Genomic DNA, 25,937 nt, shown 5'->3' with positions numbered 1-25,937 from the left:
CGCGCAGCGGAGCAGTGCCGGGATCGAACACGTCGAAGTCGCGGCCCGGGGGCACATCACCCCATTGGCGGCACAACCCCGGAGGGCGCCACGCGTTGACACAGCGCCGGGCATCCGCCCCGGTGTTGTGTCGATCCCAAGGAGCACCTCTCCATGTCGCGTATCGCGAAGGGCCTGGTCCTGACCTCCGCCGCCGTCGCGGCCGTCGCCGGCGGTGCCGGCGTGGCTTCCGCCGACTCCGCCGCAGACGACGTCGCCGCCAACTCGCCGGGCGTGGTGTCGGGCAACTCCGTCCAGGTCCCCCTGCACGTGCCGGTCACCGTCTGCGGCAACACCATCGACGTCGTCGCCCTGCTGAACCCGGCGTTCGGCAACGTCTGCGCCAGCGACTGACGTAGGGCCGCACCCCCTCGGACCGGCCGTCGGCCCCACGCGATTTCGTGGGGTGGGCGGCCGGCTTTCGTTCCTCCCTCGGATGGGTCACTTACGGCATCCGAGCGGTTGCGGCGGGTGACCGGTGAACCGACGGTGGGCTCAGGTCCCGATGTCCACCGAAAGGAACACCATGCGTGGTCTGCCGCCGCGGCGTCTCGCGTCCACCGCCCTCTGCGCCGCCGTCATAGTCGGCGTCACCGGCCCCGCCGTCGTCGCCGCCGACTCGGCGCGGGAAGGCGCCGAGGCCGCCTCCCAGGGTGCCGTCCCCGGCGCAGGGAAGCTGCTGGCCCAGGTCAAGGCCCTGGGCCACACCGGATCCGTCCCCCATGAGGTCATCGACCTGCTCGAGCAGTCCCTGACGAAGGGCAAGCTCCCCGCCGACGAGGCCAGGAAGCTCGGCGACGCGGCGAAGCAGGCCCTCGCCAGGGCGGCGGCGGACCCGTCGTCCCTGGCGGCACGCACGGAGCCGAACGCGCCCGCCGCTCTGACGGCACCGACGGATCCTGCGAGTCCCACGGCACCCACGGCGCCCGCCAGCCCCACGGCACCCACCGTCCCGGCCGCCCCCACGACGTCCACGGCATCGGCGACACCCGCCAGTCCCACGGCCTCCGCCACGCCCACGGCCTCCGCCACCCCCACGGCATCGGCGACACCCACCGCCCCGAACCTGGTCGGGACGCCGGACGTGGCGGCCAGTGCGTCGCAGTCCGCGGCCGCGGCCCTCCCCGTCGCGCCGGAGGTCGTCGACGTCGCCGAGCAGCCCGTGGCCCGCGACGCCGTCGACGACCTGCTCTCCGCGCTGGACGAAGCGATCGACAAGCTGATCGACGCTCTCACGGCCGACATCGACCAGGTGCTGGGCTCGGCCGACGGAGTGCTGGACGACGTCCTCGACCTGAGCGTCACGTCCACCGCCCCCTCTCCGGCCACCCTGCCCTTGCTGAGCCTGCCCCCGGAGCCGTCGCTGTCGGCTTCCTGACCCAGGACCCTCCTGATCCAGGACCCTCCTGACCCAGGACCTTCCTGACCCAGGACATATGAGATCCCGTACGGTCGGTACGGGATCTCATATGTCTTGTGGGCGCGGGGTTTCCGCCCCGCCGGGGACTCGTTAGGCACGGCGCCGCACAACCCTGGGGTGACGTGAGTCGCCGAAGAGAGGAACACGATGAAGTCCCTGAAGGCCGCCGTCGTCGTCGCCGGTTCCGTGGCCCTGGTCGGCGCGGCCGCGCCCGCGTTCGCCTACGGCCCCGACAACCTGCCGCCCATGAGCCTCAACGGCGCGCTCGACACTCTCGCCAAGAACCCTCCCACCGCGAAGGACCTGATGCCGCTGCAGCATCAGTCGAACGCGCTCGACACCGAGAACAAGGGCTCCGTGCTGAGCACCGTCAAGGGCGCCACGGATTCCCTCAACCGGCGGGACCTGCTCGGCGGCATGCCCCTGCACCGCTGACGTCCCTCCCCGCACGGGCCGGTACCGCACCCGCGGAACCGGCCCGCGTCGTGTCCGGACGGCATCCCTCGATCGTGTGGAGCGTCCGGGGGCGCTGCTCCGGACGGGTGAGAAGCCGCCGGGGGGCGCCGCGGCCCGTCGATAGGGTCGCGCGGTGACCTCAGCACCCAGCGAACTCCGTCCCTTCCGTGCCACCGACCTCGGCACCCTCGTCCTGCTCGCCTGGATGGCCCGGAACGAGGTGGGCGACGGCCGGACGCCCTGCCTGCTCGCCTGCTCCCTGGGCGACGGCCCGGCCGGCCCGGAGGGTGCGTCCGCCGCCGTCGAGCGGCTCCTCGGCGACGTCGCCCTGCCCATCGGCGGCGAGCCCGTCGACGGCACCACCCGGCCGGGTCTGAAGGTCGGCATGCTCGTGGTGGCCGGACAGATCGTCCTGCAGATGCCGCAGGTCACCAGCCAGGTCACGCCGCCTGCGGACTGGCTGCGCGCGGTCGAGAAGCTCGGCTACACCTACTTCATGTTCACCACGCGCATCTGCCCCTCCACCGGTCCCCGCCGGCCGGTCGAGGGTGAGGCCCTGGCCGCGTTCGCGGGCTCCCCGGAGACCACGAACGCCGCCGCACACGTCTTCCTGCCCGCCCGCAGCCTGCGCGTCTGATGCGCCGGTACGCGGGCGCCGGCCGTACCTTCGCCCTGCTGCTCGTGCTCACGGGGGCGGCCGGGCTGCTCGCCTCCTGGGTCATCACCCTCGACAAGTTCAAGCTGCTGGAGGACCCCGCCTTCGTGCCCGGGTGCAGCCTGAACCCGGTGGTGTCCTGCGGCAGCGTGATGAAGAGCGACCAGGCCGCGGTCTTCGGGTTCCCCAACCCGATGCTGGGCCTGGTGGCCTACGGCATCGTCGTCTGCGTGGGCGTGAGCCTGCTCGCCGGTGCCCGCTTCCCCGGCTGGTACTGGCTGCTGTTCGAGGCAGGCTGCCTGTTCGGGATCGGGTTCGTCTCCTGGCTGCAGTTCGAGTCGCTTTACCGGATCAACGCGCTGTGCCTGTGGTGCTGCCTGGCCTGGCTCGCGACGATCGTGCTGTTCTGGTACGTGACCTCCCTCTGCGTGCGCGAGGGATTCCTGCCCGCCCCCGGGTGGCTGAAGTCGTTCTTCGCCGAATTCACCTGGGTGCTTCCGGTCCTGCACATCGGGGTGGTCGGCATGCTCGTGCTGACCCGCTGGTGGGACTTCTGGACGAGCTGACCATTACGGCACCCGGGGGAATGGTGCACGGATGCGGTTCTCCGGCTCGTTACGCGGTACGGACGCCGCACCTCCCGCAGCCTGAAAGGGACCGTACCTGACAGGAAGTCGACCACCCGAGGGACCCTCGTCGCCGTCGCCACGGGCATCGCGGCCACCGTGGGGACCGCCGGCACCGCCGAGGCGGTCGGCTCGGTCCCCGTCCCCGTGCCCCTGGGCGGCGTCTCCGAGGCCCTCGACATGGAAGCGCCCCACCTCGGTGCGCAGCTGCCGCTGCTGAGGCCCGGCGTCCCGGAGGGGCCGCGGTACGTCGCGGGCCGGCTGCTCCCGGAGCGGACCGTGCCCCGACTGCCGGTGGCCGGCGGCCTGCCCGGCGTGGACGCCAGGTCCCCGCTGCCTCACGGCCTGGACGACGGCTTCGACCACGTCGGCGTCGACACGCCCGCCTCCGACCTGCGCGCCCTCACCCCCGGCCTGTCCGTGGACGCCCCCCTGACCGCGCCGGAGGCGGACCGCTTCGGCCTCCCGGGCACCAGGCTCCCCGAGGCCGGTGTCCTCGCCCCGGCCCTCCAGACCGTCGCCGACGCGAACACGGGAACGGGCCCCGGCCTGTAGGCCCCCGGGCCCCGGCACGGGCCGCCGGCTCCCGCTGCCGCGTCCGACCGCGTCCGGGCGCGCCGGGCGGTCGTCTCCGCGGGCCGGTGGTGGCCTCGGTGCGCCTGCCCGCCTGAGCCGACTGGTCGACCCGGTTCACCCGCATCTGCCGCCGTACCCGCCGGATGGCCCCCCGGCGGTGACTCCCTCAGCCTTCCTTCGGTTACGGGTACGGACATGATCTGGAACCCGGACGAGGAGTGCGCGATGGTCGTCGGTGCCGGCGGAGTGGCCGTGGCCACGGAACCACGGATCCCAGCAGCGGGGAGCAGACCGCCGCGCAGGGAGGTGACGCGGGGGCTGCTGGCCTCCGCCGCCGCCCTGGCACTGGCCCCGGTCGTCGCAGCGTCCCGGCCCCTGCCCCCGGCCAAGGGCTCCGGCGGCGGCTCCTTCGAGGAGACCTACCGGGGCCGCCGTATCCAGGGGTTCCTGGTGCCGGTCGCGGGGCGCAGGGCGGCCGACGGCAACTGGCAGATCACCATCGACGGCCGCCCGCTGCACCTGATGCGCCGGGCCGACGGCACCTGGCTGAGCATGGCCGACCACTACACGTCGTACCCGACCCCGCTGGAGGCGACGCGGGCGGCGGTCGACCAGATCGGCCCCGGCCAGCGGCTGCGCGACCTGGCGCCGGGCCTGATCGGCGGCGGACACGCCGGGGGCCACCTGCACAGGGAGGGACAGCATGGCGTACGTGCGTAGGGATGTGCGCACGCTCACCGCGGGCGAGCGGCGGCGGTTCGTCAACGCGCTGCTGGAGCTGAAACGCCGCGGCGAGTACGACGAGTTCGTGCGCCTGCACATCGACTTCTACACCGCCGACGGCGAGGACGGCCTGCGCACCGCCCACATGACCCCCTCCTTCCTGCCCTGGCACCGCAGGTTCCTGCTGGAACTGGAGCGGGCGCTGCGCCGCGTGGACTCCTCGGTGACGGTGCCGTACTGGGACTGGACGCGGGACCGCACGACGCGGTCCGTGCCCTGGACGAAGGATCTGCTCGGCGGCAACGGCCGGCGCTCCGACCGGCAGGTCATGACGGGGCCGTTCGCCTATGCGGGGGGACACTGGACCATCAGGGAAGGCATCACGGACGGCAGGTTCCTCACCCGGGACCTGGGCCGTTCCGCCGCTCCCATCCAGCTGCCCACCATGAGCGAGCTGAAGTGGGCGCTCGACGACCCCGTCTACGACGCGTGGCCCTGGGACTCCACCGTCCGCAAGGGCTTCCGCAACAAGCTGGAGGGCTGGGGAAGCGGCAGCGGCAGCGCGTCCTGGCGCAACCACAACCGGGTGCACCGCTGGGTCGGCGGCGCGATGCTCGGCGGCGCCTCGGTCAACGACCCGGTGTTCTGGCTGCACCACGCCTTCCTGGACCTGCAGTGGTACCGCTGGCAGCGCGCCCACCGCAGCCACCGCTACCTGCCCGCGCAGCCGCCCGGCGTCACCGACAGGCAGCACGAGCGGGTCGTGGCCCGGCACCAGAAGCTTCCGCCGTGGGACGAGACACCGGACCGGCTGGACGACGTGAGCCGGATCTACCGGTACGCGTGAGCCGGAAGCGGAAGCGGAAGCGGAAGCGGCAGGGCCCCGGCGCTCGGAGTGCCGGGGCCCTGCCCTGTCCGTGCGGTCGGATCAGCCGCCGTAGCCGCCGTCGTCCCACGGGCCCGGGGTGCCGGGGATCTTGTCGTCCTGGTCGCCGGCGTTGAGGCAGCGGTTGCCGAAGGCAGGGTTGAGCAGGCCGACGATGTCGATCGTGTTCCCGCACACGTCGACGGGAATGTGGGCCGGAACCTGAACCGCGTTGCCGGACAGCGCGCCGGGCGAGTCGGCAGCTCCGCCCGCCGCGCCCGCGTCGGCCATGGCCAGCCCGGCTCCGCTGACCACCACGGCACCGGTGCCGAGAGCGACGGCGGCTGCCTTCGCGATGCGAGACATCACGTTCTCCTTTTCGTTGTCCGGGAAGACGCAGCGGCAGGTCAGCCGCCACACCTCCCGTTCAACGGTGCCGCGTGGACGCGGTCACGGTGATCAGCCGGGGATCACCCTTTCAACGGCGCGGAGGCCCAGGCCGGTCCGGGGGAGAGGCTCGTGCACGGGTTCAGGGCAGCCGTCGTATCGGTGCACCCGCCAGATAGGCCCGGATGTTCTCCACCGCCTGGCCGTAGTACGTCGTGTAGTTGGCGTGCGAGACGTAGCCGAGGTGGGGTGTGGCGAGCAGGCGGGGCGCGGTGCGCATCGGGTGGCCGGCGGGCAGCGGCTCGATGTCGAAGACGTCGACGCCGGCCCCCGCGATCCGGCCGTCGTGCAGCGCGGCCAGCAGGGCGTCCTGCTCGACGATCGCCGCGCGGGAGGTGTTGACCAGGTAGGAGGTGGGCTTCATCAGGGCGAGTTCGGGGGCGCCGACGAGGCCCCGGGTGCGGTCGCCGAGGGCCAGGTGGATGGAGACGAAGTCGCTGCCGGCCAGCAACTCCTCCTTGGAGCGGGCCAGTTCGACGCCCACCTCCTCGGCGCGTTCCTCGGTCAGGTTCTGGCTCCAGGCGCTGACCCGCATGCCGAAGGCGAGCGCGACCCGGGCCACGCGGCTGCCGATCCTGCCGAGTCCCAGCAGGCCCAGCCGGCTGCCGTGCAGGTCGGCGCCGACCGTGGACTGCCAGGGGCCGCCCGCGCGCAGCGCGTTGCTCTCCTCGACGATCCCGCGGGCCAGGCCCAGCAGCAGCGCCCAGGTCAGCTCGACCGGCGGGGTGCCCGAACTCGCCGTACCGCACACGGTGACGCCGTGCGCCTCGGCGGCGGCGTAGTCGATGACGCCGTTGCGCATGCCGGAGGCGATGAGCAGCTTCAGCCGGGGGAGGCGGGCTATCAGCGAGGCGGGGAAGGGGACGCGTTCGCGCAGGGTGACGACGATGTCGTGGTCGGCGAGAGCCGCGGCGAGGGCGTCCTCGCCGTCGAGGTGCTCGCGCAGCGCGACGACCTCGACCTCGTCCGCGATCACCGACCAGTCGGCCATCCCGGCGGCCACCCCCTGGAAGTCGTCCAGCACCGCACAGCGAAGTCGCACGTCACCTCTCCCCTCAGGCTTCCCGCAGCGACTGTAACCGCCGGTCAGGGATGGGGGTGAGGTAGGCCTCCCGCAGGTCGCCCCGGGGGAGGGACCGTCGGTGGAACCCCCAGGGCTCCACCGAGGCGATCACACGCGTTCCGACCTCTTCTCAGCCCCCTTCGACATGCGGGACAAACAGGCCCATCGGGCAAGGACGCCCACCGCGAGAGACGCGAGAAGGGCTCCCCAGTCGATGACGTGCGGCAGGCCGGGGAAGAAGGCGAAGAAGGCCAGCGCGACGACGAGACCCACGAGGAACGCGTCGATCCCTGCCCGACGCCGCCGAGTCTCCTGCGCTCCGCCCGACTTCTGATCCTGTCGCTGCTCGGTCATGTGCAACTCACTTCGTGATGTGGTGACACTGGCTCACGCGGCGCACTCCGTTGACGCGGAGATGGGCGCACGCCTTGCCGTAACGGGGCAGTTTCTGAAGAGAGTTGTTCCGCATCGGATCGACCTTGCACTCGCTGTGCGTCCGCCCACGGGACGTGCGGTAGGTGTGGTTGTCGGTATCGGTGTAGGTGAAGTCGATGCGCCAGTTGCAGAAGCCGCTGCTGAGCGCCCCGACGAAGGCACAGTCAACGCCGGCGTTCTGGTAGGTGATCTTCTTGCCGCTTCCCCGGAGGATGTGCGTGAACATGCAGCCGGTCGGAACCTTCATGGTCACACCACCCACGCTGTACTCGAAGGTACGAACGGGAGCGGACCCGATCGCGGTGGCGTGCGCGCCTGTCGGGGCGGTGAGGACGAGGGCTCCTGCGGCGCCAAGAGCCGTGACGAGGCGGGTGCGGTGCTGCGTGACGTACTGCGTGACCGAGGCGGGTCCCCTCCCGGTGATCTTTCTGATGAGCACCTGGAACAACCGGAGCCCGTACCGGTCCGTTGCAGGATTCCGGGTCGGTTCACCGGCGTGAGTGATCAAGGCGCAGGGGAGCTGACCGGCAAAAACGTTCACGGCGGGGTGTCACTTCTCCAGCGGGCCCGGAACCGCTGATCGCGTGGTGGGTGCCAAGGTTCTCGCCCGGAGGCGACCTGTACGGGGCGAAGGATCACCGAAGTCGGCGCACGGGGAGGCCCCGGCGATCGGCAGGGGCGACACTGACCGGGCCAGGCGCTGCTGCCCTGTGCGGCCCGTGCTGCGCCGCAGTGCGCTGCCGGGTGCAGGATGCCCAGGCAGAGCTGACCATAGGGTGGCGCCCCCGGCAGGACTCGAACCTGCGGCCAAGCGCTTAGAAGGACCCCGAGCGCTTCGGCGGCGGTACGGCTCTGACCTGCGGGGGAGTGCTCGCCTTTGAGTCGCTGATCAGCAACGTCGACACGTATTCGACTGATGGGGAGCGGCGCAGCGAATGTGCACCGGCCGTGAAGGGCTTCCACGTCGGCTCACCTCCCAAGCCCATCTGTCAGTGGCGCCTCGTACCATCCAACTGACGGCGGCAACCTGGGAGGGGCAAAGTGGCGGAGTCGGCCGAGCACGCTTTTCTTTCCGATGCAGTTCTGCAAATTCTTGAGAATACATCGGAGTCCCGTCTTTACGCATATAAAGAGGCGGATCGTAAACGTTTTGATCTCGCTTGCAATCTCGCCACTAATTGGAAGAGGGCTGTTTCGGGGCAGACGCTCTGGAAGCATAACGAGGGTATCGACAAAGATATCAGAATGCTGCTTTCTGAAGCGGAATCAGATATCCTCGTCTATGTTGCCCGCACTACCATGAAGAATAAGGCGGTGCTGTACGAGGCTATCTCCGACTATAAAAAAGCCGGGCTGGCAGACAGGCTTGACCGGCTGCGCGTATTCTGGGTTCCAGAAGACTTTGACGCTGACTCGGAGAGCCATAGGAGTCTAGTTTACTCGGATCTTGAAAACTCGTTGTCCCGTGATCTCCTGCTTGCAGTCGTTCTCGGTGGCATCACTGAGAGTGATGTGGCTTCCTTCGCAACGTGGAGTGGAATGTGTGGCCTCAGTCTCTCCGTATTGGCGCAAGTCGAAGCATCTGGCTTTGATAACTACACGAAGCTCGGAAAGCGGATGGGCGTCGGGGTCACTCCGGTAAAGGAGAGGATAATCCGTCTGAATCTTACGGGATTCATCGTCCGAAGCCCGGATCCTCGAAAATCGGGAACCATTTATGAAGTGTCACCCAAGGGGTATGCCCTCATGGATCTCTGCGGAAGACTCGCTGCCGAGCGAGGCAAAGGTGGCCACGTGGACTCTGGGTTGAGGCATGTGTGCTCATTGCTGGGCATCGATCCCAGGAAAGTTGACCTCTGGCCTTTCATGCCCGATTATGATGCGTCACGCGATGGGGGGCTAAATCCTCATCTTCGCCGCGATACCTCTTTGCGGCTGGCCAAGGAAATTAACGACGCACTCGCTAGATGGGGTGTGTCACTTCCAGACCCGCACTACGAAATTCCCGGCCTGGATATCTCGTAAGGTCACCGGAGTTGCCGAGGTCTCCTGGGCTGGTGCGGCGGATGGCTGGGGGCACCGATGGGTGGCGCGGGGCGACGAGGTTGCTGTACTTCGCTGCTGCTGCGAGGGTCAAGGGGCGCCGGCTGAGCAGCCACGCGGTAGACCTTGGGCAGCAGCTCTCTCAGTAGCCGGTCTACTGATCAACCCCTCGGCTGACCAGCAGGACTAAGGAAGCCCACGGCTCTGACTAGCTCAGATGCTGTGGGCTTCTGTCGTTGTCGGTTGGCGTTGGCCGACCTTGGACGGCCCAGAGGCGGCCCGAATTTCACCCCGGGCCTTCGTTGAGCTGGGTCCGCTAGCATCCCGGGGCCGCGGGGAGTAGATATGGCACTGGGACGCAAGGGAGCACGGCGCATAGTCGACCGGTTCCCTGGTGTTCCCCGCGGTTCCCCGTACGATCTGGCACGGGCCTGGCACAGGCGCCTCGGGCTCGCGGCTACCCCGGCTAGGGGTCACCGTCTTCTGGTGCCCTGAGAGATTGCTTGGCGGCATCGATCAACTGACCCCATTGTCCCTGAAAAGCCTGCCGACCCGCTTGAAAGGCTTCGCTGTAGTCCGCCACAGGGGCACCCGCGTTCAGTGCACCTTCCCACCGGGCCCACGCGTCGTAGATGCGATGCGTGAGGGCGATGAGGTTCTGGCCATTTATTCGAGCCTGCTCCGGTCCCCAGACGCCCAGATGGAAAACGTTGCGCAGCAGCAAACCACTGGCCGTCATGAACTGCTCGTGCACGGCATTGGCTGGCGCCTCGCCGAGAGTCAGCTTCACTCCTGCGGTTCTCAAAGTGCTGTCTATGGTCGCAACCTGGTCGAGCATGTTCATGAGAGTCTGGCTCCGCCGCTCTCGCTCCCAGTGCCCCCAGTCGGCTGTACGCTGTGCGGCCACCTGAACCCTGGCTGCATCAAGCTGCACTTTGGCCGCCTCGACTGCCTTAGCGGCTCCATGACGGCTAGCCAACCAAGCGCCGGCAGTCGACACGATGACTCCCAGCAGTCCCACGCCACCAACGATCAATGTCGCTTTCGCCTCATCCATCAGGACATCATCGAGACACCACCAGGATGAGCACTTGAATTTTACTGATCTGTGGAGAGGTTTCCCGGTGCATCGCGCCCCCTGCATGCGGCTCCGAGGGCCCGTGCGCCTCTAGCGTTGCTGATGGTCGCGACCATGTACCACATAGGAGAGCCTGTTCAAGTCCACAGATGGTCCACGGGTCGGCAACAAGCCGACAGGCGACATCAGCCGTACGACAGGTTCTTGCCAAGGTAGGGAGCCGAGGGGAGAGCTGCAGTGAGCCAGACGTCTGCTGCCCTGTAGTGATGCCACACGTGTTTCGTCGTGTTCCGCGTACCGGTCTCGCTCACCGCGGCAGGAGTGCCTCGCGGAGCATCTCTCTGTGGCATGGGCGTGAGTAACGAAAGAACATGGCGTAGGTCACGGCCATGTCGAAGTCGGCCTTAGCGAAGTACTCATCGCCGTCGAAAAGCTGCCAGTGACGCGAACAGCACTTCTTAAGAACACTCTCTGTTTCAGGTGTATTGGAGTGCTTCACAGATATCCACCAGCGACGAAGCTCGGTACCTCGTTTTTGGGCGTCCCAGTGGTGCCTCTTGATGCGCTGCCGTGCGTCCGTTGTTCGTCCTACTTTGATCACTCCATCGGAGAACTCAATGACATAGATCCATCCACATCTGTTGGCGTGCTTGCACTCAGTCCAGTATTCGTGACCCGGTCGTGTTCCACGTGGGCCGTAGAGACCCGGTGTGCATCGTCTATCGATGTCAAGGAACTCCGGTCTCCCACCCATTGATGATCCCACCCCCGATGTCATGCAACTCCGTTGTGTTTGCGTAACCGGCGACCCTCGCCTGGTGTAAAGAGGTCGGCCGTGTATCAGGCACTGAGTCTGCGCCATAGCGGATCACCGCAGTACTCCGCACGGAGTGAGAGCGTTCCATCAGTGGTCAGAAGGCCATTCGTGATCAAGCGGTTGACCCTCTGATGACTGCTGGCACGGCACCTGGCGGACATCGTCCAGACGTCGCTACCTAGCCTCCTGCGCCGCTAGAGGGTGGTTCCGTGGCCGGTGGCAACTCTTTGGTGTTCGCCATGGCTTGGCCGAAGCTCTTGCAGAACTCGGTGAAGCCCCATTGGGCTCCAGGGGCTGGCGCGAACGAGGCGAACGACCCAACGTGCTCGCCACTCACTGCTACGTCCAAGGTGCCATGCTCGCCGATGCGTGCACTCGGACACTCTCGAAGGTCCTGCGCGAACATGGGCCTGGTCCGTCTTCCCTCTCCCAGCCATGCACCCCAGTAGATGGTTCGGTCCGTGAGGAATAGGACGCCATCCTGCGGGCCGTCCGAAAGGTTCCGTGCAGGCGCACTGGCAATCTTCCGTTCTCCTGGCTCAAGCACGGGCTCGATGCTCTGCCAGTACTCCGCCTGAACTTTGTTGTAACGCCGCTGTGCCCACCGTCTCAGCATCAGTAGTGCCCCCTCCCTCAGCTGAGCCCAGTATGGTGCGTTCCGCGGCGTCACGCTCTGGGTTCAAGCAAGATGCGATGGGCGCTTCGACCACCCAGTGGCGCGAGTGCCGGCGGCAAGGTTCTTCCGATGCCATGCGCGCTGGGTGTGGCTACCCCAGGCCGTCACTGCAGTGTTCGGCCACGCCCTCGCCGGGAAGCGGTGGTCCAGCTCAGCCACAACTGATCACCGGCGGCCGTGACCTGCGGCCGCCTACCCGATCAACGTCCTGACCTGCTGCCGAGCTGTCGGCGTCGGTCACAAATTGAGCGCCCTTCCACGGCCCCAGGACGGCCCGGGAGGGTGCTCGTGCGTTGGGAGAGATTCCTTGAGCGTTCGCTTCCCGCTGCGGGCCAGACGGGCGCCCCGGCTGGACCATGGCATCCTGCCAGGCTGCCGAGTGTCGCTGCCGTCAACGTGCCTGCTTCAAGAGTGTGACTGGTTGCGCTTCTCTTGAAGGGCTCTGATTGATATATCTGAAACTCTCCAGGTCGCCTCAAAAAGAGCCACCTTGCAGACGATGCTGCTACGGAGGCGCCAGCCGCAGTACCTTTGATCAATTTGTTCAGCGGTTCGAGAAACGAAAAGTTCTCCTGCCACGAAGGCGGCAAACGCAATCAATAGGGCCCAAGATTCAAGGTGGAAAAGACCGATCGCCATATCCACCCCAAGGCCCAGGAGGCAGAATGAAGCCAGAAAAATAAAAGCAAATTTCAGGAGGCGCGAGAAAGAGAACTCCCATCTGATGCGTGATACCCTTTTTGCCGCCGCATCGCTCTGCCGCGCAAATAGGTCGTGGAAGTTGACGTCGGCCGCTTCAACGGCCTCCAGAAATCTGCGGGCCTCTTCGGAGCGCTCATGCATAACGTTCAGCAACTCCTGCTGTTGCTCCGCCGACTCCCTGAGGCCCGGGTCGCTGATGAGGGCTATCGTCTCTTCGCTCTTAGCTCGTCGCTCTTCGAACTCGCGGGCTTCCTTAGACCTGCGACGCTGTCGAACTTCACATTCTAGCTCCTTCTTCCTTGCTTCTGCGCGCCACCTGGCGGCCTCGGCACGGGCGCGCAGAATCAGCAATTCCACATCTTCCCTGATCTGGCCCTCCAACTCGGTAGCCTTTTGTTCTGACGCCGCCGCATGCATGCGGCGGGATGCCGTGCTCTGAACAGCTCGCATCTCGGCCGTGTATAGATCGAGAGGATTCCCGGTTGCGTCGGCGGCGATCTTTGCGATCGACCAGATTCGGTCGCTGCACGGCATTGTGGGTTGAGGTCGATTCTCCCTTATCGTCACGGGTGAACCCGCCTTCAATGTGACTTGAATGTATAGCTCCTTCCATTGTCGGCTCCGATGGCGGACCAAGCGCGGCGAGGGTGGCGTTCGAGTGAACGTCGGTAGCCATGCACGTGAGGTCGGTGGAGCGACTTTGGCCGGGAGCTGCTTTGGCGCGAGTGATCATGGCCCCGTAAGCTTCCGGCGCGTCGGGCAGTCTGTGGACCTGCCCGGTAAAGCACGACGTTGGGGCCATGATCTGCGAGGCTCGCGCCAAAGTGGCTGGCTAAAGTCGTGGAGCCGACCGGCCTCAGCCACAGCGGGTTTTCCTGCCTTCGCCCGTATGCACGCAGCGCGCCGCCGGGCGGGGTCGCCGCTGGCGAAGACAGGGCGGCGGCCCCGCCGACAAGGCGGCGCGCGCCCGCGCCGTGCGCGGGCCTTGAATGATGTAGGGAAAGTCTTACCGCGCTAGTGACCTGGCATCGAGGAATCGATCACGCAGCCCGGCTCTTCGGCTCCTCGCCGTGCTCCAAGTAAACCGGAGCAGAGCTTCCCCTCGCCTCGACAGCCGCCCTGATGCGTCGGGCCAGTCGTGGGATGGTCCGCTCGGCCAGCTGGTCCGCAGAGACAAAGGCAAAGCTCCTTAGCTCGTCCAGCTGGAGCTTGATGCTCGCCAACCGGTCCTGGCTGAGCTGGCCGCCGTCGAACAGGTACAGCACCTTGTCGCCCTCGGCCTCGTTGGGGGCCCAGTCGACCGCGAGTAGGCGTCCGATGGGCGGGGTGATCCCCAGCTCCTCCTGGACCTCGCGGATGGCGGCGTGCAGCGGAGACTCACCGGTCTCGACGTACCCGCCGGGGATCTCCCAGTAGTCCTTGTAAGAGGGCTCCACCATGAGGACCCGCCCGGCGGCATCAAAGAAGAGCGCACCCGCTGCCATACGCGGATGCGCCATCTTCGCTTCGTGTGCATTCGGCGCCATGCAGCCGAGGGTACCCAGGTCAGACCACGCGCAGCCTGTCGGCCAGGTCAGCCAGGTTCCGGCTCGGCCGGCCGCGCTGTCCTCGCACCCAGGTGAGCACCAGCTCCCGCGCCAGGTAATGGCTCCGCACCTGTTCCGGTGCCCAGCTCTCCGCTTCGAGGACCTTGGCGAGCGCGTCGTCCATCCGGTTGTGGGCGCTGAGGGCTCGCGCTACTTCGAGGTTGTGCCGTGTACGACGTTCCGTCGGCAGTGCGGTCGTGTCGATCTGCGGGCCGAGGTCGACCGCTACCTGCATGTCGCCCAGCTCGGCCGCCGTGGCCACTCGGTGAATGGCGACGTTCGTCGGCCCGAAGGCGGTCCAGACGTGATTGGCGTCGGTGCCGAGTCGGTCGGCTGCCCGTTTCGCCTCGTCCAGGAAGGTCCGCGTCGTGGCCCGGTCGTCCGCCCGGGCTGAGGCCATGGACCCGGCCAGGAACAGGGTCCCGTAGATGGACAGGAACTCGGGCGTCGACTCTTGGAGACCCGGCCGAAGGTATTCGCCCGCGTCTCCGACCAACTGCACGGCTGCGTCGAATCGGCCGTTGGACAGCAGGCAGTGCGCGACGGACCGGAAGAGAGAACCGATGACGACCGGGTTGCCGGACTGCTGTGCTGCTGCCAAGCCGCGGTCGGCCGCAATCCATGCAAGGTCGGTCTCCCCGAGCTTGGTGAGCACCATGGCCGCGCCCTGGTACGTCATAGCCATCAACTCGTGTGCCCGCTCTCGCTCCCGGCCCTGGTACGACTGGGCAGCGATGAGTGCGTCGGCTAGCAGCAGCGGCAGGCGCCGGGTCGCGAAGCCATAGCGCGATTCCTGGTAGGCGTCCCAGACCTCTGCGACATTGCGGCTCAGCTCGTCGAGCGACGTCGGCTCGCCTTCGGTGGCGACGCCCAACAGCGGTGTCAGCTGGCGGTAGTTCATGAGGGCTGAGCGGAGTGCCGGCACCGTGCGGGTGCCGCCGTCGGGCGTCCACTCCAAGAGGGTGGGTTCAGCCAGCAGGTCGCCGAGCGTCACGTCCAGGGCGTCGGCGAGCGACTTGATGACCGAGAGCCGGTCCAGCTCGATCCGGTTGTTCTCCGCCTTGCTCAGCCAGTCCACCGTGCGGCCCACCAGTCCGGCCAGGACCTCTTGGGAGATCCCCCGCCTTCGGCGGTACCAAGCGACTCGTTCACCGATCGTCAGGTTCGTCGTCATTCCTCGCATGGCTAGAGCGTCTTCCCATCTCCCTATGGGACCCCGGAGGAATTTTCCGGGGTAGTGCGCCGCCTCGCTCCTAGCGTCGTAGCTACCCCGAGAGGTCGCCAGGCCGAACACGCGACGAAGGAGCCACGATGCCGCTGACGCCGGCCGAAGTGGTGGAGCTGACCCGAGAAGTGAAGGAGCTGGCCGAGGAGGTGAACGTCATCGCACGCCGTGCCGACGAGCTGGTCAGCCGTCTTGCGGCTGCTTACGCACCAGTTGCTCAAGCTGATCCATCCGCTCCGCGAGCCGACGCACCTCGCGCCGCACGTCGGACAGATAGGCGGCGATCTCCTCGAACTCCGGGCTGTGCTTCGTCTGGCGGGGCTCCTCGGGAAGGGTGACGAAGCTGCCCTTGCCCTGGTGGGAGATCGCGTAGCCGTCTTCACGGAGCCGCGAGATCGCCTGGCGGGCCACGGTCCGCGAGACGTCATGCTCGTTCATCAGCTCGGTCTCGGACGGCAGCTTGGTGCCGGGTTCCAGCTCTCCCTGCCGGATCCGCCTCTTGAAGTCGTCGGCGATCTCCAGGTACTTCGCCCGCCCGGTGAACTCGGCCATAGCCCCTCTCAGTGCTTGTCGCACCAAGTGCAGCACATCCAACCAACACCCGTCGAGAAGCACTTGACGTACTAAGTGGGTTAGGTGCACCCTCGTGGCGAGCCAACGTACTAAGTACGTCAAGTTCGAGCCTCTAGGAGCGCGCTCATGCGTCAGATCCCCGTCGACACCTCCGCCGCGACCGTGATGGTCGCCAAGACCCCGCAGCCCAAGGTCAAGGATCGCCGTACAGGCGAGATCGCCACTGACGTCGAGACCGGCGCGAAGCTGATGACCGTCGACGTGATGTTCGCGGCCAACGACGAGGTGGAGATCCTGTCCATCACCGTCCCCGAACCGGGCATCTCCGGTGAGCTGACCATGGGTACCCCGGTCGCGCTCACGGGCCTGATCGCCCGGCCGTGGGAGAACGACTTCAACGGCCAGAAGCGCCACGGCATCGCCTTCCGCGCCGTCGCGGTCACGTCCCTCGTCGCCGCCGCCGCGAACTCCAAGGCGGCCTGATCATGGCCGCGTTCACGGTCGCTCTGGTGCTGGTCGTCGCCGCTGCGGGTCTCCTGCGGTGGCGGCGCCCCGCCTGGTACTGGCTGACCTTCGGCGTCACTCTGGCAAGCCTGCGGGTCCTGATCCGCTACGCCTCCGTCATGGACGCCTGCGGGCTGACCGTCCCGCCCTCACGCTGGCGACTGGCCTTAGCCCGGATGGCCAACCGGCCGGTCCCCGAGTCCCGCCCACCGCGCATCCTGCGGTTCAGCCCGACCCGGACCGGCCTGATCCTGCGGCTGGGACTGCGCCCCGGCCAGGACGCCTTCGACGTCGCCGCTGCCTCGGACCGGCTGCGCCACTCGTTCTCGATGTACGGCGTCACCTCGCGTGAGCTGCGCTCCGGTGTCGTGGAAGTGCGGATGACCGGCTACGACGTCCTCAAGCGGGTGCAGATGCCCGCCAAGGTCGATACCCGGCCGATGCGGGTCCCGGTCGCCTTGCGCGAGGACGGCTCGGTGCACTACCGCGACTACCGTGCCGTTCCGCACGCCCTCACCCTCGGTGCCACCGAGTCGGGTAAGTCCGTCTATCAACGCAACCTGGTCGCGGGGCTCGCCTCGATGGACGTCGCCCTGGTCGGCATCGACTGCAAGCAAGGCGTCGAGCTGTTCCCGCTGGCCCGCCGGTTCTCCGCCCTGGCCGACAACCCCGACACCGCCGCCGAGCTGCTGGACGCGCTCGTGGCTCGCATGGAAGGGGTCTACCAGCTCATCCGTGCCGAACAGCGCATCACCGCCGGCGTCCCGGACGCCGAGATAGCCGCCGACATCTGGGACCTGCCCGAGCACCTGCGGCCAGTTCCGGTCGTGGTCCTGGTCGACGAGGTCGCCGAACTCGCCCTGTACGCCAACAAGGACGAGGAGAAGCGCCGCGACCGGATCATCACCGCCTTGGTCCGCCTCGCCCAGCTCGGCCGCGCCGCCGGCATCTACCTGGAGATCTGCGGGCAGCGCTTCGGCTCCGAACTCGGCAAAGGCATCACCATGCTCCGCGCCCAGCTCACCGGCCGCACGGCCCACCGCGTCAACGACGAGACGAGCGCCAACATGGCCTTCGGCGACATCTCCCCGGACGCCGTCCTGGCCGCCATCCAGATCCCCGCCGAACTGCGCGGACTCGCCATCGCCGGGGACTCCACCGGCGGCTGGCACCGCATCCGCGCCCCGCACACCTCGCTCCGGCAGGCCGTCAACACCTGCAACCGGCACGCCGACCGCACCCCGGACCTGCCCGAGCTGACTCCCTTCCGGCCGGAGTTGACCGCCCTCGCTGCAACCGCAGTGTCGGTGTCCAAGACGGCGCCTGCCACGGCCTGACCACCCCGCTCCCCGGCGGGCGCGACCGCTTTCGCGCCAGGTCCTACCCCTGCCATGCCTGATCCCAGAAAGGCCCTCCCGATGTTCTGCGAGCACTGCGGCGACCTCGACGGCGCCGAGACCGGCATCGACCACGACGAACGCGACTGCCCCTGGTACGAGACCGCCGCCGACGACACCCCAGAGGACTGACGCCGTGTGCCCTGACTGCGAGGACTTCGCCCGCACCGTCCTGCTCCTGGGTCAACTCGCCCTTTACGCCGACACCACCGGTGCGGACCTCGACTTCGTCGACGCCGTCAGCCCCTCCCTGGCGGCCTCGCTCCCGCAGCCGCCGACCGGTGAGGAGTCCTGATGGCCGGCCGTCACGGTCTACGCGTGGACGCCGTCCTGGTCCAGGCCGTCATCGCCGGAGCCCTGTCCTTCGCCCACCTGCACGACCTGGCCGCCGCTGCCGGACAGGACGGCTGGAAGGCCTGGGCCTACCCCGTCTCCGTCGACCTGCTCCTGGTCGCCGCCTGGCGACGCCTCCGCAGTGAGGGGCCGTCCCGGCTGGCCTGGTGCTGGTTCCTCATCGCCCTCTTCGCCTCGCTGGGCGCCAACGTCGCCACCGCCGGATTCCTCGACCTGGCCGACCCGCCCGCCCTGCTGCGCCTGGGCATCGCCGGATGGCCCGCCCTGGCCTTCCTCGGCGGCACCCTTCTCGCCCACTCCGCCAAGCAACCGACGACCGAACCGCCGGTGCCCGCCCCGGCCCCGGATCCCGACATCGCGGACGACCGCGAACCGGCCCCCGAACTCGCCCCGGACCCGGAGCCCACCCCGGCCCCGGCGGAGGAACCGGCGGCGCTCCCGGTCGCCGACCCGGTGCCCGCGGTTCCCGCCGTCCTGGTCGACCACGCCCGCAAGGTCGCCGCCGACTACCGCGACCGCACCGGCGCCCCCATCGACACCGACACCCTGCGCGCCCGCCTCGGCGTGCCGCCCCACCTCGCCGACGCCATCGCCGCCCAGCTCGCCTGACCCGGAAGGAGAACCAGCCGCCATGCCCGCCCGCGACAACTTCCACTCCGTGATGCGGATCGGCCCCGTGCAGATCGGCACCCACCGCGACCGCAACGGCCGGACCAAGTACGCCGCCGTGTGCACCGCCGACCGCTGCGGCTGGTCCGCCGACTACTCCAGCCAGACCGCCGCCCAGCTCGCCGCCCGCACCCACCGCTGCCGCGTCCGCTAGGAGACACCGCCATGCAGGTCCCGCTCTGGTTCGCGCTGGCCGTCGTCGGCTACCTCGGCGTCAAGCTCATCCGCCCGCCGGCCTGGCTCATCGCCGTACTCCTCCTCGGCGGCTACCTCCTCGCCGACAGCGTCCTCGCCCCCGCCATCGACACCGCCCTCACCAAGTAGCGAAGGGAGACCCGCCATGCTCCGCCCGAAGATCCCGACTATGCCCACCCCGACCGGACTCGTCACCCCGCCCGCCGTCATCGAGCCGACCACCGTGCTCCAGCACCACCAGACCCCCGCCCCGGCCCCGGCCGCCCAGGTCCCCTCCCGGCCCACCGTCCAGCTCACCCCCGGCGCCGTCCTCGCCCTCGTCGGCGGCGGCACGGCCGTGGTCCTGGTCGTCGGCGCCGTCCTGGTCTCCATGCTCCTGGCGGTCGCCATCACCGGCGCATCCGTCGCCGTCTGCGCCCTGGTGATCCGCTCGCTCATCACCTCGCAGCACCGCCGCTGAACGGTCCCAGGCGCGACGCACAAGCCGCCAAGCACGCCGCCGCTCCTGGGACCGGGCTCCGCCAAGCCAACCGCCATCGCCAAGGGACAAAGACATGGACCTGCACATGGCCGCGAGCATCGTGCCGTTACTCGGCTGGGCCGTGCACGGCGGCATCCTCACCCGCCGCCTCGTATCCGCCCGCCGTGACCCGCTCACCGGCCTGCTCACCCGCGCCGGATGGACCGCCCGCGCCGAGCACTGCATCCGCCGGCACCCGACCGCCGCCGTCCTCCTGGTCGACCTCGACCACTTCAAGACCCTCAACGACACCCACGGCCACGCCGCCGGGGACGCAGCCCTGGTGGAGATCGCCGCCCGGCTGCGCACCTGGTGCGGACGCAACGGCACCGCCGGTCGCCTGGGCGGGGACGAGTTCGTTGCCGTGATCCGGGACCTGGCCGCCGTCGACCTCGACGCGCTGACCGCCGCACTACACCAGCCGCTGCCCTACGCCGGAGCCCTCCTCCCGCTGGCCGCCTCAGTCGGCGTCTGCCCCGTCGCGGAGCTGGCGGTGCCGCTCCTCACGGACGCGCTCGCCGCCGCCGACGCGGCCATGTACGCGTCCAAAGGCCGTGGCCGCCGGGGATCGCGCACCTCTCACTGACCGGCCGCCGGGTGGCGCACAAGCCGCCAAAGCACGCCGCCACCCGGGGCCGTTCCTTCCAACCGCAATCGAAAGGAACCACCATCATGGCCCACCACACCCCGCCCCCGCCGAGGATCTGCCCGGCCTGCGACGGCTTCGCCTCCGCCGCAATCACCCTCGGCGGCCGAGACCGCCGCGGCCACCTGCGCACCATCACCGCCCACTGCCCGGCCTGCCAGGGCACCGGCTTCGCCCGCCGCGCCCGCCGCCAGGGGGTGAACGTCTGATGCCCCGCCGCTGGAGCCTCGGAGTCGACCGCTACCTGTCCGACGGACTGGACGGCGACTACGACCGCCTCAAGAAGACCGCCAAGGCACACGCCCTGCACGACACCGACCGAGACGCGAAGCCCACCCGCCCCGGCCGCTCCTCCAACGCCGCCACCAGCGACAACGCCAACACCCCGCAGAAGCGAGGATGGCGCCGTTGACCCCGGAAGCACTGCTCGACCCGACCACCCTCGGTGACCTGCTGAGGGTGGCTTCGGCCCCCGACTACACCCGCTGGGAAGACCAGATCCGCCGCACCGGCGGCTGCGCCGACCCCATCCACCTAACCGGCTGGGTCCTGCACAAGGACAAGACCACCGGCGAAACTCTGCACCACTACTCCACCGAGAACGAGCCCGGCGGACGTCTGCGCATCGCCTGCGGCAACCGCCGCGCCTCGCGCTGCCCCTCCTGCGCCTGGACCTACGCGGGCGACACCTACCACCTCATCCGCGCCGGCCTCGCCGGGGACGACCGCCGCGACATCCCCGCCACCGTCCGCGACCACCCCCGCGTCTTCGCCACCCTCACCGCACCCTCGTTCGGCCGCGTGCACAACCGGCCCGACCGAGGCGTCTGCCGCTGCGGCACCCGCCACGCCGCCGACGACCCCGCACTCGGCACCGCCCTCGACCCGGACACGTACGACTACGCGGGCGCAGTGCTGTTCAACAACCACGCCGGACAGCTCTGGCAGCGCTTCACCAACCGGCTCCGCCGAGAGGTCGCCGCCCGCGCCGGCCTCTCACAGCGGGAACTGAAGGAATGCGCCCGGCTGTCGTACGGCAAGGTCGCGGAGTTCCAGAAGCGCGGGGCCCTGCACTTCCATGCGGTGATCCGCATCGACGGACCGGACGGCGCCGGCACCCCGCCGCCGACCTGGGCCACGGTCGACCTCCTCACTGACGCGATCCGGGCCGCCGCCGCGCACGCCTACACCTCGGTCTCCGTCCCGGCCGCCGCCGACCAACCGGCCCGGACCTTCCGCTGGGGCCGACAGCTCGACGTCCGGCCGGTCAAGGCCTTCGGGGACGGCTCCGACATCACCGAACAGGCCGTCGCCTCCTACGTCGCCAAGTACGCCACCAAGGCAGCCGAGAACACCGGATCCACCGACACACCCGTCCACTGCCGCGCGTGCCGGGGCACCGGTCGCTCCCGCCGGTACGACCGCGCTGGCTCCGCACTGAGCCGCTGCTCCACCTGCCACGGCACCGGCCTGGGTGAAGACCTCGCCCGCCTCGATGTCACCGACCACGCCCGCCGGCTCATGACCGCCTGCGCTCAGTTGCAGCCGCTCTACCCCGACCGCCAGCTCGCCCGCTGGGCTCACATGCTCGGCTTCCGCGGCCACTTCTCCTCGAAGTCCCGCTGCTACTCGACAACCCTCGGTGCCCTCCGCCAGGAACGCGCCGACTACCGCGCCGCCCAGGAACGCGAGGCCCTCGGTCTGGACGACACCGAGCCGGACACGGTCCTGGTCCTGGCCGACTGGCAGTACGCCGGCCACGGCCACACTCCCGGCGAATCCGCACTCGCCGCGACCATCGCCCGTGACCTCCAGCTCAACCGCGACACCGCCCGCGAAGCCCTGCTCAGCGAAGGGAGCACACCATGACCACCGCTACCGGATCGCGCACCATGCTCACCCTCGCGGAGGTCTGCGAGGAACTGGCCGTCTCGCGCTCGACCTTCTACGACTGGCGGGCCAAGCGCCGTGCGCCGCGCTGCATCAAGCTCCCGAACGGCGACCTCCGGATCCGGCGGAGCGACCTCGATCACTGGCTCGACGACTGCGAGGACGCCGCCTGATGGAGACGACGTTCGACGTGAAGATCTACAAGATCCTCACCTACAAGGGCACCAGAAAGACCACATACACCGTGCGATGGGTGGTCGCGGGCAAGCGCTGGCGTGAGCCCTTCAACACCGTCGCGCTCGCCGAGGGCTTCCGCTCCGAACTCATCCGCGCCACAGGTAAGGGCGAGGCCTTCGTCGTCGCCACAGGCCTCCCGGTGTCCCACCGCTCTAAGTCGGCCGCTATGAGCTGGTACAGGTTCGCCGTCGAGTACGTGGATGCCCGCTGGCCCCAACTCGGCGGCAACAGCCGCAAGAACATCGCCAAGACCCTGACCGCGACCACCATCGCGCTGCTGCGGGCCAAGCCCACCCAGTTCGCCCCTGCGGCCGTGCGGACGGCCCTTCGCGAATGGGCGTTCAACACGAACCGGCGACCGGATGCGCCCCGAGACGTGGTGGCCATCCTCAGATGGGTCGAGCGGAACTCCCTGCCCGTCTCGGCCTGGGAGGATCCGGAAACAGTCGACCAAGTCCTCCGCGCCGTCGACACCCGCCTCGACGGCAAGCAGGCGGCGGCCTGGTCCCGGAAGCGCAACCGGCGGATCCTCAACGTCGCCATGAAACACGCGGTCCGGCGGCGCATCCTGCGGACCAACCCACTGCCCAAGGGCAAGGAGTCGACGGCCGTCGTGAAGACCACGAACGCCGTCGACAAGCGGTCCTTGCTGAACCCCGAGCAGGCCGCGGCGATCCTCGACTGGATACGGCGCCGGCCGCGCGGGGGCAAGCGGCTCCACGCCTTCTTCGCCACGCTGTACTACTGCGGCCCCCGGCCCGAGGAAGCCGTCGCCATGCGGGTGCAGGACGTGACCCTGCCCCAGCCCGACGCCGACGACCAGTGGTGCGAGCTGCTGATCCACACGGCGACCCCGGAGATCGGGAAGCAGTGGACCGACACAGGGGAGATCCACGAGCAGCGCGACCTGAAAGGCCGTGCCGAGGGGGAGACCCGCACTGTGCCGGGGCATCCGGCCCTGACGCGCATCCTGCGGCAGCACATCGCCGACGAACAGCTCCGACCGGGTGATTTGCTGTTCCAGGGGGAGTTCGGTGGCATCCTCGCCGGTTCCGTCATCCGAAGGGCCTGGCGGAGTGCGCGCGAGGCCGTACTGCCCCCGCACGTGTTCGAGTCGCCGACGGGACGGCGCGTGTACGACAACCGCAACACGCGGTTGACCAAGTGGCTCAACGACGGCATCCCGCCCGCCCAGGTGGCGGAGTGGGCCGGCAACAGCGTCGCCGTGCTCCTGGCCACCTACGCCCGCTGTGTCGACGGCCAGCTGCCTGATTTGAAACGGCGGCTGGAAGCTGCGGGCGATCTACCGGAGGCGGAGACGCCAGGCGCTGGCTGATCTTCCCCGGGCCGGGAACTTCGACACGTATTCGACACGGCCACCCGCGAAAAGCCGGTGACAGCCGGACAGCCCCGGACCGCGCCCTTGATCACCAAGGGGTGTCCGGGGCTCGCCTGGGTCGTGTGAAACCGCCCCTGACCAGCAAAAAGCCCTCCCGATGGGAGGGCTCACAGTGGGCGCCCCCGGCAGGACTCGAACCTGCGGCCAAGCGCTTAGAAGGCGCCTGCTCTATCCACTGAGCTACGGGGGCCTGGTGGGGTGGCCTCGTACCCGGTGCCCTGGGTGGGCAGACCCGTGACGTTGCCGGGGACAAGGATAGGGCTCCTCGTTCCCTGACCCTGTCGCTTCGCCTCCGTGGCTCGATGTGGAGGTTCGGTGAAGCGGTCCTGATAATCGCAGGCAGGTACGAATCGTGCACCGGTTTTGGCCTCCGACGCACCGGGCGTTGTGCACTCGTTATGCCTGGACTGTGCCCGTGTCCCGGTCATCCCTTACGTCCGATCTGTCCCGTCGGCACGCAGACATATCTATATGCTTCAGAATTCCCCTAAAATTGGGCATTCTTCGCATGTGGTGACCTTGGACGTACGGCCCCAGCTGCTCGACACACTTTCCGCTCTGCGCGACCGTGTCGCCGCCGCACGCTTTCCGCTGCCCTTGGCCGGGGCCCCACGCGCGCGTGCCAACCGTGACGAACTCCTCGCACAACTCGACGACTATCTCGTGCCCCGGCTGCGAGAGCCCGACGCTCCGCTGCTGGCCGTCATCGGCGGCTCCACCGGCGCGGGCAAGTCGACGCTCGTCAACTCACTCGTCGGACGGCGGGTGAGCGAGGCGGGCGTACTGCGACCGACGACCCGGACCCCGGTCCTTGTCTGCCATCCGGAGGATCATCACTGGTTCAGTGCCACGCGCGTGCTGCCCACACTCAACCGAGTGTGGACGCCCCACCAGGACCCCGTCGACGACCTCCTCGTTCCCGGCGAGAACCCCGGGCGCGTGCTGCGCGTCGAAACCGTCGAGACCCTCCCGCCCGGCATCGCCCTCCTCGATGCCCCCGACATCGACTCCCTGGCGGCCGACAACCGTGTCATCGCCGCCGAACTGATCTGCGCCGCCGACATCTGGATCATGGTGACCACGGCCGCCCGCTACGCCGACGCCGTCCCTTGGCACCTGCTGCGCACCGCCAAGGAGTACGACGTCACCCTCGTCACCGTCCTGGACCGGGTCCCCCACCAGGTCGTCTCGGAGGTCTCCCGGCAGTACGGCGCCCTGCTCACCAAGGCCGGACTCGGCGACGTACCGCGCTTCACCGTGCCCGAGCTGCCCGAGTCCGCCTGGGGTGCCGGGCTGCTGCCCTCCACCGCCGTCGCGGCCCTGCGCAGCTGGCTCGTGCACCACGCCCAGGACCCCGCCGCCCGGCAGCTCGTCATGGCCCGCACGGCCCACGGCATCCTCGACTCGCTCAAGTCCCGCATGCCCGAGCTGGCCAGCGCCGCCGCTGCCCAGTACGCGGCCTCCCTCCGGCTCACCGCCGCCGTGGACTCCGCGTACGACCTCGAGCACGCGCGCGTGCGCGGCCGCCTCCAGTCCGGCGCGGTCCTCGCCGGCGACGCCCTCAAACGCTGGCGTGCCTTCCCCCTGGACTGCACCGCCGGCGAACTCCTCGACGCGCTCGTGGAGAGCCTGGCCGCGCTGCTGCTGTGCTCCGTCACCGCCGCCGACGAGCGCATCGACGAGATGTGGCGGCGCGAGCCCGCGGCGGACGCCCCGGGGCTCGCCGACCGCGACACCTCCTTGGAGCGCGCCGAGCACCGCATCGGTGTCGCCGTACGGCGCTGGCGGCGCGAGCTGGAGGAGTACGCCGAGGAAGAGGCGCGGGACCTGGAGCGCACAGCCGTGCCCGATTCCGAGATCGTCGCCGCCCTGGTCGCCACCGCGCTGCTGGGCGGGCGCCGGGCCCGCAACGCGGGCGAGGGGCTCGCCGAGCGGCTCGGCGCGCACGGCGCGCTGCGGTTGCGTGACCGGGGCGGACGCCTGCTCAACGAGCACGTGGACCGGGTCATGCTCGCCGAACGCGAGCGGCGCCTCGCCCCGCTGGACGCCCTGGACGTCCATCCCGAGCCCCAGGCCGAACTCATCGCCGCGCTGTCGGTACTGCAGAAGGAGAGGTGACCG

34 protein-coding genes and 1 tRNA gene are annotated in these 25,937 nt (G+C 68.9%); 24 read left to right on the top strand and 11 right to left on the bottom strand.

Going from position 1 to position 25,937, the window contains the following annotated elements:
* The first annotated feature begins 153 nt into the window (after positions 1–153).
* From ACZ5CW_RS07645 to ACZ5CW_RS07610, 8 genes are all read left to right on the top strand, one after another.
* Positions 154–393 carry a chaplin gene (locus ACZ5CW_RS07645; protein WP_468599285.1) on the top strand — a complete coding sequence of 80 codons (240 nt, stop codon included), beginning with the start codon at positions 154–156 and terminating at the stop codon, positions 391–393.
* 172 nt (positions 394–565) lie between these two features.
* Positions 566–1,417 carry a hypothetical protein gene (locus tag ACZ5CW_RS07640; RefSeq protein WP_468599284.1) on the top strand — a complete coding sequence of 284 codons (852 nt, stop codon included), beginning with the start codon at positions 566–568 and terminating at the stop codon, positions 1,415–1,417.
* A 189-nt stretch (positions 1,418–1,606) separates the two neighbouring features.
* Positions 1,607–1,894: a hypothetical protein gene (locus tag ACZ5CW_RS07635; RefSeq protein WP_468599282.1), complete on the top strand. Its 288-nt coding sequence runs from the start codon at positions 1,607–1,609 to the stop codon at positions 1,892–1,894.
* A 154-nt stretch (positions 1,895–2,048) separates the two neighbouring features.
* Positions 2,049–2,552 carry a DUF5949 family protein gene (locus ACZ5CW_RS07630; RefSeq protein ID WP_468599280.1) on the top strand — a complete coding sequence of 168 codons (504 nt, stop codon included), beginning with the start codon at positions 2,049–2,051 and terminating at the stop codon, positions 2,550–2,552.
* A complete protein-coding gene (locus tag ACZ5CW_RS07625) occupies positions 2,552–3,136 on the top strand; it encodes a vitamin K epoxide reductase family protein (protein ID WP_468599278.1) in 585 nt (194 codons plus the stop codon). The genes ACZ5CW_RS07630 and ACZ5CW_RS07625 overlap by 1 nt, the downstream gene beginning before the upstream one ends.
* Positions 3,137–3,295: 159 nt before the next feature.
* Complete coding sequence (locus ACZ5CW_RS07620; protein ID WP_468599276.1) at positions 3,296–3,751, top strand: hypothetical protein; 456 nt, start codon at positions 3,296–3,298, stop codon at positions 3,749–3,751.
* Between the two features lie 246 nt (positions 3,752–3,997).
* A complete protein-coding gene (locus ACZ5CW_RS07615; RefSeq protein WP_468599523.1) occupies positions 3,998–4,492 on the top strand; it encodes a tyrosinase family oxidase copper chaperone in 495 nt (164 codons plus the stop codon).
* Positions 4,476–5,342, top strand: a complete 867-nt coding sequence (locus tag ACZ5CW_RS07610) for a tyrosinase family protein (protein WP_468599274.1) — start codon at positions 4,476–4,478, stop codon at positions 5,340–5,342. Before ACZ5CW_RS07615 ends, ACZ5CW_RS07610 begins: the two co-directional genes overlap by 17 nt.
* An 81-nt stretch (positions 5,343–5,423) precedes the next feature.
* Here the strand turns inward: ACZ5CW_RS07610 and ACZ5CW_RS07605 are convergent, their stop codons facing one another.
* The 4 genes from ACZ5CW_RS07605 to ACZ5CW_RS07590 all read right to left on the bottom strand — a co-directional run bounded on the left by ACZ5CW_RS07605 (position 5,424) and on the right by ACZ5CW_RS07590 (position 7,744).
* Entirely contained in the window at positions 5,424–5,726 is a 303-nt protein-coding gene (locus ACZ5CW_RS07605) for a chaplin (protein ID WP_468599272.1), read from the bottom strand.
* Positions 5,727–5,889: 163 nt separating this feature from the next.
* The gene (locus ACZ5CW_RS07600; protein ID WP_468599270.1) at positions 5,890–6,849 is read right to left on the bottom strand and encodes a D-2-hydroxyacid dehydrogenase family protein; all 960 of its coding nucleotides are present in this window, start codon (positions 6,847–6,849) and stop codon (positions 5,890–5,892) included.
* Positions 6,850–6,978: 129 nt separating this feature from the next.
* On the bottom strand, positions 6,979–7,224 hold the full coding sequence (locus ACZ5CW_RS07595) for a hypothetical protein (RefSeq protein ID WP_468599268.1): 246 nt from the start codon (positions 7,222–7,224) through the stop codon (positions 6,979–6,981).
* Between the two features lie 7 nt (positions 7,225–7,231).
* Positions 7,232–7,744, bottom strand: a complete 513-nt coding sequence (locus ACZ5CW_RS07590) for a hypothetical protein (protein WP_468599266.1) — start codon at positions 7,742–7,744, stop codon at positions 7,232–7,234.
* Between the two features lie 602 nt (positions 7,745–8,346).
* Between ACZ5CW_RS07590 and ACZ5CW_RS07585 the strand changes: the two genes are divergently transcribed.
* Positions 8,347–9,330: a hypothetical protein gene (locus ACZ5CW_RS07585; protein WP_468599265.1), complete on the top strand. Its 984-nt coding sequence runs from the start codon at positions 8,347–8,349 to the stop codon at positions 9,328–9,330.
* A gap of 484 nt (positions 9,331–9,814) precedes the next feature.
* Here ACZ5CW_RS07585 and ACZ5CW_RS07580 read toward each other — a convergent pair whose 3' ends face one another.
* From ACZ5CW_RS07580 to ACZ5CW_RS07555, 6 genes are all read right to left on the bottom strand, one after another.
* On the bottom strand, positions 9,815–10,405 hold the full coding sequence (locus ACZ5CW_RS07580) for a hypothetical protein (RefSeq protein ID WP_468599263.1): 591 nt from the start codon (positions 10,403–10,405) through the stop codon (positions 9,815–9,817).
* A 328-nt stretch (positions 10,406–10,733) separates the two neighbouring features.
* Positions 10,734–11,180, bottom strand: coding sequence for a GIY-YIG nuclease family protein (locus ACZ5CW_RS07575; RefSeq protein WP_468599522.1), 447 nt, complete (start codon positions 11,178–11,180; stop codon positions 10,734–10,736).
* A gap of 1,144 nt (positions 11,181–12,324) precedes the next feature.
* Positions 12,325–13,188 carry a hypothetical protein gene (locus tag ACZ5CW_RS07570; protein WP_468599262.1) on the bottom strand — a complete coding sequence of 288 codons (864 nt, stop codon included), beginning with the start codon at positions 13,186–13,188 and terminating at the stop codon, positions 12,325–12,327.
* A 473-nt stretch (positions 13,189–13,661) separates the two neighbouring features.
* Positions 13,662–14,147, bottom strand: coding sequence for an NUDIX domain-containing protein (locus ACZ5CW_RS07565; RefSeq protein WP_468599260.1), 486 nt, complete (start codon positions 14,145–14,147; stop codon positions 13,662–13,664).
* A 19-nt stretch (positions 14,148–14,166) separates the two neighbouring features.
* Entirely contained in the window at positions 14,167–15,381 is a 1,215-nt protein-coding gene (locus ACZ5CW_RS07560) for a helix-turn-helix domain-containing protein (RefSeq protein ID WP_468599258.1), read from the bottom strand.
* Positions 15,382–15,615: 234 nt separating this feature from the next.
* Positions 15,616–15,984 carry a GntR family transcriptional regulator gene (locus tag ACZ5CW_RS07555; RefSeq protein WP_466727999.1) on the bottom strand — a complete coding sequence of 123 codons (369 nt, stop codon included), beginning with the start codon at positions 15,982–15,984 and terminating at the stop codon, positions 15,616–15,618.
* 147 nt (positions 15,985–16,131) lie between these two features.
* Here ACZ5CW_RS07555 and ACZ5CW_RS07550 point away from each other — a divergent pair, with 147 nt between their 5' ends.
* The 14 genes from ACZ5CW_RS07550 to ACZ5CW_RS07485 all read left to right on the top strand — a co-directional run bounded on the left by ACZ5CW_RS07550 (position 16,132) and on the right by ACZ5CW_RS07485 (position 23,753).
* Complete coding sequence (locus tag ACZ5CW_RS07550) at positions 16,132–16,488, top strand: SCO3933 family regulatory protein (protein WP_030346257.1); 357 nt, start codon at positions 16,132–16,134, stop codon at positions 16,486–16,488.
* Positions 16,489–16,490: 2 nt separating this feature from the next.
* Complete coding sequence (locus tag ACZ5CW_RS07545; protein WP_468599255.1) at positions 16,491–17,846, top strand: FtsK/SpoIIIE domain-containing protein; 1,356 nt, start codon at positions 16,491–16,493, stop codon at positions 17,844–17,846.
* Positions 17,847–17,900: 54 nt separating this feature from the next.
* A complete protein-coding gene (locus ACZ5CW_RS07540; RefSeq protein WP_158839157.1) occupies positions 17,901–18,038 on the top strand; it encodes a hypothetical protein in 138 nt (45 codons plus the stop codon).
* 4 nt (positions 18,039–18,042) lie between these two features.
* The gene (locus tag ACZ5CW_RS07535) at positions 18,043–18,201 is read left to right on the top strand and encodes a hypothetical protein (protein ID WP_199808486.1); all 159 of its coding nucleotides are present in this window, start codon (positions 18,043–18,045) and stop codon (positions 18,199–18,201) included.
* On the top strand, positions 18,201–18,869 hold the full coding sequence (locus tag ACZ5CW_RS07530; RefSeq protein WP_468599253.1) for a DUF2637 domain-containing protein: 669 nt from the start codon (positions 18,201–18,203) through the stop codon (positions 18,867–18,869). Before ACZ5CW_RS07535 ends, ACZ5CW_RS07530 begins: the two co-directional genes overlap by 1 nt.
* A gap of 22 nt (positions 18,870–18,891) precedes the next feature.
* Positions 18,892–19,083, top strand: a complete 192-nt coding sequence (locus tag ACZ5CW_RS07525) for a mobile element transfer protein (protein WP_356861116.1) — start codon at positions 18,892–18,894, stop codon at positions 19,081–19,083.
* Positions 19,084–19,094: 11 nt separating this feature from the next.
* Positions 19,095–19,253 carry a hypothetical protein gene (locus ACZ5CW_RS07520; RefSeq protein ID WP_107051289.1) on the top strand — a complete coding sequence of 53 codons (159 nt, stop codon included), beginning with the start codon at positions 19,095–19,097 and terminating at the stop codon, positions 19,251–19,253.
* A 16-nt stretch (positions 19,254–19,269) separates the two neighbouring features.
* Positions 19,270–19,584 (top strand): SpdD-like protein, encoded by a 315-nt coding sequence (locus ACZ5CW_RS07515; RefSeq protein WP_468599252.1) that lies wholly within the window; start codon positions 19,270–19,272, stop codon positions 19,582–19,584.
* Positions 19,585–19,678: 94 nt separating this feature from the next.
* Complete coding sequence (locus tag ACZ5CW_RS07510) at positions 19,679–20,230, top strand: GGDEF domain-containing protein (protein WP_468599250.1); 552 nt, start codon at positions 19,679–19,681, stop codon at positions 20,228–20,230.
* 86 nt (positions 20,231–20,316) lie between these two features.
* Positions 20,317–20,499: a hypothetical protein gene (locus ACZ5CW_RS07505; RefSeq protein WP_466728009.1), complete on the top strand. Its 183-nt coding sequence runs from the start codon at positions 20,317–20,319 to the stop codon at positions 20,497–20,499.
* The gene (locus tag ACZ5CW_RS07500) at positions 20,499–20,702 is read left to right on the top strand and encodes a hypothetical protein (protein WP_468599249.1); all 204 of its coding nucleotides are present in this window, start codon (positions 20,499–20,501) and stop codon (positions 20,700–20,702) included. The genes ACZ5CW_RS07505 and ACZ5CW_RS07500 overlap by 1 nt, the downstream gene beginning before the upstream one ends.
* A complete protein-coding gene (locus ACZ5CW_RS07495; protein WP_468599247.1) occupies positions 20,699–22,159 on the top strand; it encodes a replication initiator in 1,461 nt (486 codons plus the stop codon). Before ACZ5CW_RS07500 ends, ACZ5CW_RS07495 begins: the two co-directional genes overlap by 4 nt.
* Entirely contained in the window at positions 22,156–22,353 is a 198-nt protein-coding gene (locus tag ACZ5CW_RS07490; protein WP_466728012.1) for a helix-turn-helix transcriptional regulator, read from the top strand. The genes ACZ5CW_RS07495 and ACZ5CW_RS07490 overlap by 4 nt, the downstream gene beginning before the upstream one ends.
* Positions 22,353–23,753, top strand: a complete 1,401-nt coding sequence (locus tag ACZ5CW_RS07485; protein ID WP_468599245.1) for a tyrosine-type recombinase/integrase — start codon at positions 22,353–22,355, stop codon at positions 23,751–23,753. Before ACZ5CW_RS07490 ends, ACZ5CW_RS07485 begins: the two co-directional genes overlap by 1 nt.
* Before the next feature lie 180 nt (positions 23,754–23,933).
* Here the strand turns inward: ACZ5CW_RS07485 and ACZ5CW_RS07480 are convergent.
* Positions 23,934–24,006 (bottom strand) — tRNA-Arg (locus ACZ5CW_RS07480).
* A 320-nt stretch (positions 24,007–24,326) separates the two neighbouring features.
* On the opposite strand from ACZ5CW_RS07480, the gene ACZ5CW_RS07475 reads away from it, so the two are divergent.
* Positions 24,327–25,934 carry a dynamin family protein gene (locus ACZ5CW_RS07475; RefSeq protein WP_468599243.1) on the top strand — a complete coding sequence of 536 codons (1,608 nt, stop codon included), beginning with the start codon at positions 24,327–24,329 and terminating at the stop codon, positions 25,932–25,934.
* Positions 25,935–25,937: the final 3 nt, after the last annotated feature.

The organism is Streptomyces sp. NPDC031379, from assembly GCF_055569615.1.
Note: the sequence above shows the minus strand (reverse complement) of the source record. Positions and strands in the feature narration are given on the sequence as shown.